The organism is Solidesulfovibrio alcoholivorans DSM 5433 (assembly GCF_000702665.1).
Classification (GTDB): domain Bacteria; phylum Desulfobacterota; class Desulfovibrionia; order Desulfovibrionales; family Desulfovibrionaceae; genus Solidesulfovibrio; species Solidesulfovibrio alcoholivorans.
The window spans coordinates 158,232-171,693 of the sequence record NZ_JNJA01000006.1; the positions used below are offsets into that span (position 1 = coordinate 158,232).

Sequence of the window (13,462 nt, forward strand, 5' to 3'; positions counted from 1 at the left end):
CAGATTGACGCGCCGGGGCGCGTTGGGGCATGAGAAACGTCTGCGTGCCCGAGTGGCGGAATTGGTAGACGCCAGGGACTTAAAATCCCTTGCTCCGTGAGGGGCGTGCCGGTTCGATTCCGGCCTCGGGTACCAGATTTCAAGAGGTTGTGACGGCTGGTGATGGCGCGGGCGCGACCTTTTGTTTTTTGGAAAAACCGCTGATCCCGCTCAAATACATGACGCACGGGGAAACAGGGTGAGGATTGCCGAGGTACGGGGCCTCTGTGCGCCCTGCCCGTCCTGCCCCAGCGAGTTGGCGCAGGATCAACTTGCCCACCCGCCACGGGAAAGAATCTTTCACTCTCAGCCTGCCGGGGCTTCGCCAAAACCGGCGGGAACCTCCCCGGCCACGTTCAGGCCAACCGCATTAACGCCTGATACACCTTTCTCTCGGCAGACGATACAAAGGTCATGGGGACGGGGAAAACGCAACAGTTAAGCGCTACAGAGGCATTCGGGCGTCGTGGCGTTATTCCGGTGTCTGACTCCGCAGGATTGCGGCGTCCTTATCCTGCCGGGCGACCAACGCAGAATTGCAGACGTCGAAATTGCAATCCCGGGTTGCATTATCCTCTTCCGCCGAAGCCGTGCTTTCAAAACGCACCTTGACCCGGCAAAGGGCAGAATCGTGCCCGCTGGGTAAATGGGGTTCCGATCCACCTTTTCAAAGTTGATGATGATCAACTGTGCCCCACGCGCCATGTCCGCCCCAGGACCGACGCCAGCCCCGCCTATGACACTTTGCCCGGACAGACTCTCTGACCGCGATGTGGGGGGAGCTACGGGTCTCGGCGCTCCCGGCTAGACTCCCACCAGGGATTGACACTATCAAGAACCGTTGTTGTCGTAAGCTGTACCCCCGGCCGGCGCTGGTGGCGCGCGTCGGATTGGTCCATGGTGGTCCTGAGGGGCTGCTTACTCCCGCCACATCGGCGCAACGCCGCTTCCGCGCCACACGAATGACCACGCCTTCGACTGACGCACATTGCCGACTAGTGCCGGGCGGAAACAGGCAAGACAGGTGCCGCCCGGGGCGCGCACGCTCGGATAGACGATGCCGAGGGAGCCGGCCGTCAACAACTCCATGGCCAATCCCTGCGAGGCAAAGTAGCTAGCGGGGGCCAGGCAGGGCGCGAAAGCCGCGTCGTCCCGTATGTCGTGAAAGTCGGCATCGAAGTTCGCCACGTAGTCGTCGTAAGTGACGACATCCTCTTTTTCCCAGCCGACCTCGAGGTAGCAGCGGCTCTTGCGGAAGCCCACTTCGGTCTGGCTGGTTTCCAGTTCGAAGCCGGCGTACCAAGCGCCCCGATCCGGATCATTGAAGCGACTGCCCTCGGGTGGGGCGTGGCAGAATGAAGCGTTGATGATTGACGCATAGGGGATGCCGGCAACAAGTTCGTCCCGGCCGATTCCCGGTAACAGGTCCCTCTCTCCTTGCAGCCGGTCGTTGGTGGCGTCATCCAGGTCGAACAGGTCTTCTAGGTGGGCTCCAGTGTCGGCAATGCGCATGAGCGCCATCTTGCCTGAATATTCCGAAGGGATGAGGCGATGCGTGTCCTGGACTCGCAGAGAAGAGCAACCGGGTCGCGTCACGCCAGCCCCCCGCGTCGGGCATCAAGCAGCCGGCGCACGGTCTGGAAGGCCGGCAGGCCGCCACGGATCATATAGGCAAGCGGAACCGCTCCCCCGAAAATCCGGTTCTGATTCGGCAGTTGCACCCAGGCGTCGGCCAGTTCTTCCCCGAAAAGGATGTTCAGGGCCTTGAAGATGCCCACCAGGAACGACACGCGCTGCAATTCGTCCTGGTCGAGCACGGCTCCCTCGGGGGCCTTCTTCATGGCGTAGAATCGGCCATTGGAGACGCCGCCGAGCAGGCCCATGGCGTCAACGTCCCGGACATTCCACTTGGCCATGATGTTCAGGAAACCCTTCACGGCGGACGGGCTCAGGCGGTCGCGGTCGGCCTTCACGGACAAGTCCACGACGGGGGAGGCGGCATACCGAGAGACGGGCGCTTGGGCTTCGCAGGTGGCGGGCATGGTGTCCACTTCTTTTCAGGAGTAAATAGGATTCAATTTAGGAGTGAACAAGTCTTTTTCGGCAAAGGGTCGAGCAGCCTTGCTGGAGGACGGCTATCCCCCCCTCGGCCTTGCCGCCAGGGAACGGCACCACCTTGCCCTTGTCCTCCATGAACGCACTGGCCAGCTCCTTCATAGCCTGCCGTTGCACGTCCCCTTCAGGCGGCTTCAATCGCCGCTTTGCGCGGCTCGCGACTACGAGTCACCTGTTTTGCCGGGGAGATCTGACTCCCTGAACTGGCGCGAATCGACCGAGGCCTTGCGCTCGAGCTTCGACCAGCCCATCTCCCTGCCGCGAAGCGAAGCCAGAAACGTACGAAGCGCGACGACATACATGAGCTGGCGGTAAAAGAAGCGTTGCGGCACAAGCCAGGCGAGCAGCCGCTTGTCCTCGTTGCGTTCCAGAAGAAAGGCGACCACACCGGCCAGGATGTCGGCAACCATGAACAGGGCATAATAAAAAACCACTTTGAGCAGTGCGTCCGGGCTCCAGCTCGACGGATGCCACATCCACATGATCCCCGAGACCAGGCAGGTGTAGGCGAGCCACAAATCCATGACCGGCGAAATGAGCTGGAAGAATATCTGGTAAACCCAGATGTTCGGCAGGCCGCAGAAGCCGAGCAGGCCGTAGCGTGGGTGCAGCAGGGCGTCCTTGTGTTTCCAGGCCACTTGAAGGGTGCCGAACATCCAACGGAAGCGCTGGCGCAGGAAACCGCGCATGGTGTCCGGCGCTTCCGTGAGCGCCACGGCCCGCTCTTCATAGGCGACCACATGTCCCATGCGCTCGATGCGGATGGTCAGGTCGGCGTCTTCGGCCAGCGTGTCGTCCGAGAATCCACCCGCGGCCTCCAACACATCCCGCCGCCAGGCCCCCACGGCGCCGGGCACCACGGTGACGCTGTCCAGGATGGTCAGGGCACGCCGGTCCAGGTTCTGGCTGGTCACATATTCCAGAGCCTGGCAACGGGTCAGAAAATTGATGCGATTGCCGACCTTTGCGTTGCCGGCCACGGCGCCGATCCTTGGATCGGCGAACCAGGCAGCCAGACGGATGATGGTGTCCCGGGTGAAGATCGTGTCCGCGTCCAAGGTTACCACAATGTCCGCCTTGGTAAGGGAAATCCCGTGGTTGAGGGCCGCGGGCTTGCCGCTGTTCGGTTGGGTGACGACGGTGACGAGCTTTTCGTCGGCAAAGGCTTCGCGCAGCATCGCATACGTGTTGTCGCTGGAACCGTCGTCCACCACGATGATTTCGAAGGCGGCAGGGTGCTGGCAGGCCAGAAGCGATTGTACGGTCTGGAGGACGACCATGTCCTCGTTGTAGGCCGGAACCACGACGGCCACGGAGAGGGCCGAGGCCTGGCCCGCGACCGGTCTGCGCCGGCCCCGTGCCTTTTCCGCCACCGCCAGGACGATGAGAATGCACAAGCGGCCGAGGCCGAGGAACGTACCGATGACGAAGAGCCATTGCAGCCCCGCCGACCAGGCGAAGAGCAGGAAAAAGCCGATGCGCTTGCCAAGCGCCATGAGCGGGTTTTCCCCCTTGACCTCGGGCATGATGGTGTCGCGGGTCTGGCCGAGGAGATCGGAAACCGTCGCAAAGCGGTAGCCTCTGGCCTGGAGCGCTTCGATAATCCGGGGGAGGGCGGCAACGGTCTGGGAGCGGTCGCCGCCGCCGTCATGCAGCAAAATGACGTTGCCTTCGTCGGATTGGGCCTGGCGCAAGGTCTCGTCGACGATGGCGTCCACGCCCGGCCGGCTCCAATCGCTGGGATCGATGTGCATGCCGACGAAAACGTAGCCCTGTTTGCCGAGGTACTCGAGGGGCCTGACCTGGTCCTGGGTTTCCGGTTCGCTGTCCTCGCCATACGGGGAGCGGAAAAGATGGGTCTGGCAGCCAAGTATGCTTTCGAAAAGGCGCTGCGTCGCCGAGACCTCCAGCCCCAGTTGGGTGAGGGAAATGTCGGCGATGTTGGGATGGGTGAACGTATGGTTGCCGATGTCGTGGCCCTCGGCGAAAATGCGACGGAGCAGTTCCGGGTTCTTTTCGGCGTTGTTGCCGATGACGAAAAAGGTGGCTTTGACACCTGCCCGATGCAGGATGTCCAGGATTTTCGGCGTATACGTCACGTCAGGTCCGTCGTCGAAGGTCAACGCCACGGTCTTTGGGGTGAAGCCATGGCGTTCGATGACATAGGGTGAAGGGTACTCTTCGAAGCGTTCGCCGGAAATGAGTCCCAACCTGGCATCGTAGTTCACGATTCGCCGGCCGAGGCTCGGCGTCTGGGCGATGCGCAGGATTTCCCCCTTGCCCTCGTAGTCCAGGTCGTAATCGAACCGGATGACCTCCATGCGCTTGGCGGCTTCTGCGCCGAGCTTCCAGTCCACGCCGAAGAAGGTCCAGATGGAGGGGTCTTCGCCGCCGAGCCGCCACAGGGCGAAGCCGGCGGGAGAGAGCGGCATGGCCGAAACCATGGCGTTGAAAACCGTTGTCGCGTCCATGAGCCAGACCGCGTGGTCGATGTCCTTCTCGTCCTGATAGTGAAAAGACGGATTGAGCGAAGCCGGGTCCATGCTGATGGTCGATTCGGATTCCTTGGCCGTCAGCACCGCCTCCTCGAAGGTGTCCTCTTCGGCCGGCTTTCCCTTGGGCCAGTCGTAGGCGTAGCTGCCAAGGGCCACCACCAGTTTCCCGGCCGGTATATCGGCCGCCCGCGCACGCAGGGCCTTGAGGTACCAGGGAAGGCTCGCGATGGGGCCTGGCTTGCCGGCGGCCCAATGCTCGTCATAGGCCATGACGATGACCTGATCGACCTGCCCGGCGACGGCACGATAGGGGAAGGCCGGGTCCGCGGCGGGGACGTTGACGGAGACGGCGAGCTTTTCGGCGTGGAAGGCGGCCGCGAGTTCGGTGACGAAACGCAGGTAATTTTTCAGGGCCGTGGGCGGAATGTCCTCGAAGTCGAGGCTTACGCCGGCCAGATTGTTGCCGCGGACATACTCGAGCAGCGCCCGCGTGAGCCGGGTCCGGACCTGGGGGGTGGCCACCGCATGCGCCACGAGGTCGCCTCGCCACGTCATGTCGATGAAGTTGTTGACGAGCGGCATGACGGGCAAGCCGGGTTGTGTGGCCTTGATGAAGCGCAGGACTTCGCGGGCCTTGTCCGGGTTGTCCTCGCGAATGGCGCCGTCGCCGTCCACGAGATGCAGCCATTCGGGAATGAGGATGTCGAGGTTGCCGATATTTTTCTTGAGTGAACTGAAGCTCGCGTCGTCCCAGTTGACGAAAAAGCCGATGGCCTTGTTGGCATAGGGTTGCGCCGGGACGGTATGGTCGGCCGGAGGGTGGCGATGGGAGGATTTGATCTCTTTGGCCAGTTTGTGCTTGAGGTTGGCAAGCCGGGCATCCATTGCCGTCGTCGTTTTCAGGGACAGCGGAGGGCTCGTGTGGTTGGGGTGCGGCAGGAACCGGGCCGAGGGCAGGGAGAGGGATTCCAGGGCCGGATTGAGCAACACGGTGGCAACGAGCACGAAGAGCGCGGCGGAAACCAGTCCCGCCGCCAGGAACGCCCCGGCCTTGATTTTGGGCCAGCGCTTTTTGTTGGGGTCGAAAAAGACCGGACGTTTTGTGGGAATGGGCAACGTGGGCTCGGTTGGTTGAATGGCCGGGATGCGCGGGCGGGGGTGCTCTGCGGCCCCAATCATAATCCCGAAGTGCGAAAGCGCAAGGCCGCCGCAGGGAAGTCTTGCCCTCTCGCATGCCGCGTTACGGCCGGAATCCGGCTGCGCATGGTCGCACGGGAGGCCATGGACGAAGGACGGGCGCCAAGGTGGGAAACGGCAACCAAAACAAAGCCCCGGCGGGGGAGCCGGGGCTTCCGGGAGGCAGGAGAATCCATGTCATAACGTCGTCATGCGGGTGGTCGCCGGCCGGGGGTGGGCAGTTACAAGTGGGATGCCGGGCAGGGCTCGGGCACGCGGGGGAAATGGGCCGGGATATGAGGGCGCGGCGCGGCGCTACAGGATGCACGGATGCCTGCGCGTGCGAAAGTTTCCAGGCAGTGGCAAGGCCGGTGCCAAGTGCCGAAGTATTGCTTCCCAATATGTTACGAATTCTCTGCGGTGTTTTTTTTCAGGCAGGATGGGCCCTGGTGGAACATGGCGGCAAGGGATGTCCGCTGTCGGGAACATAATGGCAGGGGCACCCGGGCAGTCCGGCCGGGCCGGAGGAACGTTTTCGGGGGGCGCAAGGAGTCGCCGCCCGGTGGCCCGGCAGGCCGGCATCGGTTTCGGCGCTGTGGCGCTTTACATATCTCTTTACATGCAAGGTGACTGCACATGCTTTACATGTTTCGTCGCCTGTACTGGTGAGAAATTTTCAAGAGATATCAATGTGGTAACATTGAAGCCATTGTGGCATGCCGTTTGCTTTGACTACGAAAAACAATGGAGCAAACGGCATGGGTCAAATCGAGCAAAAGATACTTATCGTCAATGGTGTTGAGAAAAACATAATAGCCGACAGCGATGCATTCCTCTCCGGTGTCTTGCGGGAGCAGTTGCATTTGACGGGAACAAAAGTCGGTTGCGGGCAAGGGCAGTGCGGCGCGTGCTCCGTCATCATCGACGGGAAGGTGACGCGCTCCTGCATCACCAAGATGAGCCGCATTCCCGACAAAGCCCTTGTCACCACCATCGAAGGCCTCGGACAGCCCGGATACCTCCATCCCCTGCAACGGTCCTGGGTCAAGCACGGTGCCGCGCAGTGCGGGTTTTGCACCCCTGGCTTCATCATGTCGGCCAAGGGGCTGCTGGACGAGAACCCGAGCCCCAGCCGCGGGGAGGTGCGCGACTGGTTCCAGAAGCACCGTAATGCCTGCCGCTGCACCGGGTACAAGCCGATTGTGGATGCGGTCATGGAAGCGGCGGGCGTCATGCGCGGCGAAGCCCCGGAGACGAGCCTCGATTTCGTCATGCCCGCCGATCGGCGCATCTGGGGCTCGTCCTACCCGCGTCCCACGGCCGAGGCCAAGGTCACGGGAACCCTGGATTACGGCGCGGACCTCGGCATCAAGATGCCGGACAACACCCTGCACCTGGCCCTGGTCCAGGCCACGGCCCACCATGCCATGATCCGGGGCATCGATACCGCCGAGGCGGAAAGGATGCCCGGCGTGTACCGGGTCCTCACGGCCAAGGATGTCAAGGGCAAGAACCGCATTTTCGGCCTGGTCAACCATCCGAATCACAAGGGCGACGGCTGGGAGCGGCCCATCCTGTGCGACGCCAAGATCTTCCAGTTCGGCGACGCCGTGGCCATCGTCTGCGCCGACACCGACGAGCAGGCCCGGGCGGCCGCGGCCAAGGTGCGCCTCGACCTGGAGGACTTGCCGGCCTACCTGACCGTGGCCGAGGCCATGGCCCCGGACGCCATCGAGATCCACCCCGGGACCCCCAACGTCTATTTCACCCAGCCCCTGGTCAAGGGCGAGGAGACCGCGCCGTTTTTCGCCCGTGACGACGTGGCCGTGGTCGAAGGGGAGTTCCGGACCAGCCGCCAGCCCCACATGCCCATCGAGCCGGACGTCGGCTTCGCCTACCTGGGCGAGGACGGGCTGCTGCACATCCACAGCAAGTCCATCGCCGTGCACCTGCACGCCTTCATGATCGCCGAGGGGCTGGGACTGACGCCGGACAAGATCGCCCTGGCCTCAAACCCCATGGGCGGCACCTTCGGCTACAAGCTGAGCCCCACCATGGAGGCGTTGCTCGGCGTCGCCGTCCTGGCCACGGGACGTCCGGCGTACCTGCGCTACGACTATTTCCAGCAGATGACCTACACCGGCAAGCGCTCGCCGTTTTACATCAAGGGCAGGATGGCTGCGGACAAGAAAACCGGCCGCATCGTGGCCCTGGAACACGACTATTCCGTGGACCACGGCCCGTATTGCGAGATGGGCGACGTGCTGACCTTCCGCGGCATCGAATTCCTCGGCGCGGGCTACGACATCCCCAATATCCGGGGCCTGGGGCGCACCGTGGCCACCAACCATGCCTGGGGCGCGGCCTTTCGCGGCTTCGGCGGCCCGCAGGCCTTTTTCGCCGGCGAATCCCTGGTGGACGAACTGGCCCTGAAGCTCGGCCAGGACCCGCTGGAGTTCAGGCTGGCCAACTGCTACCGGCCCGGCTCCACCACCCCGACCGGCCAGGAACCCGACGTTTACCCCCTGCCGGAGATGTTCGAGGCCTTGCGGCCCCTCTACCAGGAAGCGCGGCAAAGGACGCAAAAGGAATCCACCCCGGCCGTCAAAAAGGGCGTGGGCATCGCGGTCGGCGTCTACGGCTCCGGCGGCGACGGCGTGGAACGGGCCGAAGTTTTCGTGCGGCTCGATTCCGATGACGGCGTCACGGTCGGCGCATCCTGGGAAGACCACGGCCAGGGCGCGGACATCGGGGCCGTGGGCACGGCCCACGAGGCCTTGCTGCCCATGGGCGTCCCGCCGGAAAAACTCCGCTTCAGCTGGCCTGATTCGGCCAAGCAGCCGCCGGCCGGGCCGGCCGGGGCCTCGCGCTCCCAGGTGGTGGTGGGCGGCGCCATCCGCGTGGCCTGCGAAGCGCTCCTGGCCGCGGCCAAAAAGGCCGACGGCACGTTCATGACCCACGCCGAAATGACCGCCGCCGGCAAGCCCACGCGCTACGACGGCGTCTACACCATTCCCGGCGTGCCGTGCGACGCCCGGACCGGCCTGGGCAGCCCTTTCCTGGTCTACATGTACGTCATCCACATGTCCGAGGTGTCGGTGGACGTCGCCACAGGCAAGGTGACCGTGGACCGCATGCGCTGCATGGCCGACATCGGAAAGATCAATAACAAGCTGGCCGTCGACGGCCAGATCTACGGCTGCATGGAGCTTGGCGTGGGGCTGGCCCTGTCCGAGGACTACGAGGACATCAAGAAGCACTCCACCATGGCCGGAGCCGGCTTCCCCTACATCGGGTCCGTCCCGGACGACATGGAAATCGTCTACTTCCAGGACAACCCGCGGCAGTGGGGACCCTTTGGCGCGGCCGGAGCCGGCGAAGGCCCCATGGCCAGCCCCCATGTGGCCATCATCAATGCCATCCGTCACGCCTGCGGCGCTCGCGTGACGCGCCTGCCGGCCAGGCCGGAGACGGTGTTGGCCGCCATGGCGGCTGCGCAATAAGGCGTGCGGTCCACCCCTCCTCCGGACCGCGCCCTGCAAACGCCGGGAGCTGGCAGACAAGGCTCCCGGCGGCTCGGGGGAGGGGATGATCCGGGCGCGGACTGTCACACCAGGAACACTCGCGGAGGCGCGCACAGCCGCGCCGCCCACGACAACCAAGCCAAAAGGAGGCTTTCATGTCCACTGTCACCGCTTTTCAACTGGCCGACATCTTGTACACCGGCGCGGGCGCCCTGGGGAAAACCCCCGAGTCCCTGAAGGCGGCGGGGTTGAAAAAGCCGCTCATCGTCACGGACAAGGGCATCGTCAAAGTCGGCTTGGCCAAGCGGCTGGAAGACGTCCTGTCCGCCGCCGGCCTCTCCTACGCGCTCTATGACGGCACCGTGCCCAATCCCACCGACGACAACGTCGGCGAGGCCTTTGCCCTCTACGCCAAGGAAGGCTGTGATTGCCTGATCGGCATGGGCGGCGGCAGCTCCATGGACACGGCCAAGGGCTGCGGCGTGCTGGCCACGAGCGGGGGGACCATCGACGCCTACCGCGGCATGGGCCTGCTCAAGGCCCGCCTGCCGTACTTCATCGCCATCCCCACCACGGCCGGCACGGGCTCGGAATCCACCTGCGCCGCGGTCATCACCAACACCAAGGGCGACCACCATTGGAAGATGGTCCTGCTCGACGGACGGCTTCTGCCCGATGCGGCGGTCATCGATCCCCTGCTTATGACCGGCCTGCCGCCCTTCATCACGGCGGCCACGGGCATGGACGCCATGACCCACGCCATCGAGGCCTACATCTCCGTGGCGGCCATGGAATACACCGACGCCCTGGCCATCGGCGCCATAAAGCTCATCTTCAAGTACCTGCGCCGGGCCGTGGCCAACGGCAACGACATCGAGGCCCGGGAAAAGATGGCCTACGCCCAGACCATGGCCGGCATCGCCTTCAGCAATGCGGGTCTGGGGCTGGTCCACTCCCTGGCCCACCCCCTGAGCGCCTTTTACGGCATCTCCCACGGCGACGCCAACGCCCTCGTCCTGCCCCGCGTGCTCGACTTCAACAAGATCGCCTGCCGGGAAAAAATGGCCGAGATCGCCAGGGCCGCCGGCCTGGCCGACCTCGGGCCCTATCCCGAGGATACGGCCGTGGAGGCCCTGCGGCGCTTGAGCGCCGATGTGCGCATTCCCGCCACCATCACCGAGGCCGCCGCCCGCATCGGCGTCAAGATCGATCCCAAGGACATCGGTCCCATGTCCAAGGACGCGCTCAACGAGGTCTCGACGCCCACCAACCCCAGAGTGCCAACCCTGGCGGATATCGAGGCCCTGTACAACCTGTGCTGGTAGCTCCCGGCACAGGGAGCGAACGAACCCGAGGAAAGCCGCCTCCTGCCTTCTCTACAGGGGGGGGCGGCGCTTCGAAACAGTGGGCGGACAGGGGAGATCCCTTGCGCCGTTTCGCAATGAGGCTGCGGGGAGGCCGTCACATGAAGACAGCGGACATGATGGTCACAGTCGTCGTGGCCCTGGTGCTTGCCATTTTCGCCTATGTGCCAGGGGTGTTCGGAGGATTCAACGCACTGACGCACGAGCATGACTTCCTGATGAGTTTCATCAAATTCGGCATTCTTTGTACGTTTGGGGAGAGCATCGCCCTGCGCATTACCGCGAAACGCTACAGCCAGCCCGGATTCGGCGTTCTGCCGCGGTTTCTCCTGTGGGGGCTGATCGGGCTGCTCATCAATGCCGCCTTCATCATCTACGCCATGGGCGTGCCCCACCTGGTGGCGGCCCTGGGACTGCCCCTTCCGGCCGATTCCCTGGCCGGGGGAAACCTGTTGCACAAGGTCGGCATGGCGTTTTGCATCAGCGTGGCCATCAATTTCCTTTTCGCGCCGCTTTTCATGATGGCCCACACCGTGGCGGCCATCCATATCGAGGAAACCGGCGGCACGTTGGCCGGCTTTTTCTCGCCCGTGGACGTGAGCCGGACCCTGGGCAAGATCGACTGGGATCTGCTTTACGGCTTCGTCTTCAAAAAGACCCTGCTTTTTTTCTGGGTGCCGTGCCACACCATCACGTTTCTCTTGCCGATGGAACTGCGGGTGCTTTTCGCCGCCGCCCTGGGCGTGGCCCTCGGCATCATCCTGGCTTTCGCCAACCGCAAAGGCGACAGCCCGGTTCCGGCCTGACGGCGACGCAGACCGGACGACCGCCTGGAACAGCGGTCGCGGCCAGCGCATGGCCTGCGGCGATGCGCACAACACCATAGCTTCACACGTGGGGACGGTTATGAACAAGATCTTGCTGCTCGGAGCCCTTTGCCTGTGCCTTGTGCATCCCGGACACGCCCTGGCAGGCACGACCAATGCCCGGGACTATGTGCCCCTGCCGCCCGGCACCAACATCATCAACCTCTATTACTCGCACGGATTCGGCAACGAACTTTACGCCAGGGACAAAAAAGTCAGCGACAACGCCAACCTGACCACAAACGTCAGCCTGTTGCGTCCCATCCACTACATGGAGCTCGGGCCGTTCACCATCGATCCACAGGCGGTCATCCCCTTCGGCGAGGTGGAGCTCAACGGAGAGCGTTCCGGCGGAGTCGGCGACATCACGTTGCTTTCCACCATCTGGTTCGTCAACAACATGGAAAAAGGGTACTTCTTCGCCTACAGTCCCTATGTCACCATTCCTTCCGGTCCCTACCGCCGCGAGAGCCCGGTCAACCTGGGCTCCAACCGCTGGTCCTTCAAGCAGGAGCTGGCCGTGGGAAAGCGTCTCGCCGACAAGGCCTGGCTCGAGCTCATCGCCAACGCGGAGTTCTATACCAACAACATCGACGCCCCGGACGCGGACAACAAGCCCGTGACCTCGTCGAAGGATCCGCTCTACGGCGTGGAGTTCCACGCCAGCTACGACCTGACCAAGGAACTCTTCGTGGCCGGCGACTACTACTTCTCCTACGGCGGGGAGACGACCCTGGACGGCGCGCGGCTCAACGATCGCACCTCTACGCATACGGTCGGGCTGAGTTTTTTCTACATGCTCAACCAGCACCTCCAGCTCATGGCCGACTACAAGCTGCCGGTGGCGGTGCAAAACGGCATCAAGACCAACAGTTTCACCGTCCGACTGGCCTACGTTTTCTGAGCGCGGGAGCGGGAGCCGGCCTGCCGGCTGCCGCCGCGGGAGGGCGGCGTCGCCTTGCGCAAGGGCGGGCGCGCCACCCGGGGGAACGTATGTTTCGTCGTCGCACGGCATGGAGGGCATATGCATCTGCCAGACAGGAACGCCAGCATCTGGAACGAGATCGTGACCGGAAAAAAGACCTGTCAGCTCAAATTCCTCGCCGCCAAGATATTGCTTGGCAGACTGACGCGGTCGGTGAAGGAAGACGGTTCCGAGGAGAATATCACGGCCGGCATCGACCAGCTGTATGCTCTTTATGCGAACAACAGGAACATGCCCAGCGCCAGGGATGATCTCGCTGCGCTTTCCCGCTAGCGCGGTCTTCGCGAGATGCGTTGCCGCGTCTGTCCGAGGCCGCGTTTGGGGGCTGCGTAACGCAACGCGCCGTCGCGCTTTTCGCCTGCCTTGCGGGGGTGGGCCAGGACGCATGCCCCCCTCCACGGCTTTCGTTTCCTTCCGTTCCCGGACTTTTGGGAATCGGGCACGCCGACTGCCAAGCACGCGGAGGGCTTCCCTGTAACGCGTGCGAACCCGGCAGGCGCTCCCGCTGCCGGCGGCCTGACGCGCCTGGTGTCTCGTGCCGGGCAGGCCATGACGGACGCCCCCGCGCCTGGTCGACGCGGGGGCGTCCGGTTGTTTCCCTCGCCTCATGCCAGATCGTTCCCTCTTGCCCGGGGCGTCGCAGCACCGGCATGGAGGAGGGAGGGCGCACTTTCTGTGTGCCTGTAGATAATATTATGAAATATAATGATAAATTTGGCATGTGGGGGACGCGGGGAGTCGTCGGCAGTCACGGAATGCCTTGCGCGCGTGCTCCCTGGAGCGTATGATGGATTTGCACTTTATACATGATGAAACGGCAAGCGGCTCCGGGCAGGGCCAGGGACCTCGCGATGATGGTGCGACGGTTCTTTTCGGGTGGGAGATGCGCCAGGAGGAG

General features: G+C 63.6%; 8 protein-coding genes and 1 tRNA gene. 6 read left to right on the top strand and 3 right to left on the bottom strand.

The window, feature by feature from the left end:
- The first annotated feature begins 46 nt into the window (after positions 1-46).
- Positions 47-135 (top strand) — tRNA-Leu (locus Q368_RS0112870).
- An 822-nt stretch (positions 136-957) separates the two neighbouring features.
- On the opposite strand, the gene Q368_RS0112875 is transcribed toward Q368_RS0112870, so the two are convergent.
- From Q368_RS0112875 to Q368_RS0112890, 3 genes are all read right to left on the bottom strand, one after another.
- The gene (locus Q368_RS0112875; RefSeq protein WP_245611340.1) at positions 958-1,551 is read right to left on the bottom strand and encodes an RES family NAD+ phosphorylase; all 594 of its coding nucleotides are present in this window, start codon (positions 1,549-1,551) and stop codon (positions 958-960) included.
- Between the two features lie 80 nt (positions 1,552-1,631).
- Entirely contained in the window at positions 1,632-2,081 is a 450-nt protein-coding gene (locus Q368_RS0112880) for an MbcA/ParS/Xre antitoxin family protein (protein ID WP_029459478.1), read from the bottom strand.
- Between the two features lie 234 nt (positions 2,082-2,315).
- Positions 2,316-5,765, bottom strand: coding sequence for a trifunctional glycoside hydrolase family 18/polysaccharide deacetylase/glycosyltransferase family 2 protein (locus Q368_RS0112890; protein ID WP_043785871.1), 3,450 nt, complete (start codon positions 5,763-5,765; stop codon positions 2,316-2,318).
- 818 nt (positions 5,766-6,583) lie between these two features.
- Between Q368_RS0112890 and Q368_RS0112895 the strand changes: the two genes are divergently transcribed.
- The 5 genes from Q368_RS0112895 to Q368_RS0112915 all read left to right on the top strand — a co-directional run bounded on the left by Q368_RS0112895 (position 6,584) and on the right by Q368_RS0112915 (position 12,837).
- Complete coding sequence (locus Q368_RS0112895) at positions 6,584-9,328, top strand: molybdopterin-dependent aldehyde oxidoreductase (protein WP_156955708.1); 2,745 nt, start codon at positions 6,584-6,586, stop codon at positions 9,326-9,328.
- A gap of 176 nt (positions 9,329-9,504) precedes the next feature.
- Positions 9,505-10,674 (top strand): iron-containing alcohol dehydrogenase, encoded by a 1,170-nt coding sequence (locus Q368_RS0112900; protein WP_052360156.1) that lies wholly within the window; start codon positions 9,505-9,507, stop codon positions 10,672-10,674.
- Between the two features lie 140 nt (positions 10,675-10,814).
- Positions 10,815-11,519 carry an Mpv17/PMP22 family protein gene (locus Q368_RS0112905; protein WP_029459482.1) on the top strand — a complete coding sequence of 235 codons (705 nt, stop codon included), beginning with the start codon at positions 10,815-10,817 and terminating at the stop codon, positions 11,517-11,519.
- Between the two features lie 100 nt (positions 11,520-11,619).
- The gene (locus Q368_RS0112910; protein ID WP_029459483.1) at positions 11,620-12,483 is read left to right on the top strand and encodes a transporter; all 864 of its coding nucleotides are present in this window, start codon (positions 11,620-11,622) and stop codon (positions 12,481-12,483) included.
- A gap of 120 nt (positions 12,484-12,603) precedes the next feature.
- Positions 12,604-12,837 carry a hypothetical protein gene (locus Q368_RS0112915; protein ID WP_029459484.1) on the top strand — a complete coding sequence of 78 codons (234 nt, stop codon included), beginning with the start codon at positions 12,604-12,606 and terminating at the stop codon, positions 12,835-12,837.
- The last annotated feature ends 625 nt before the right edge of the window (positions 12,838-13,462 follow it).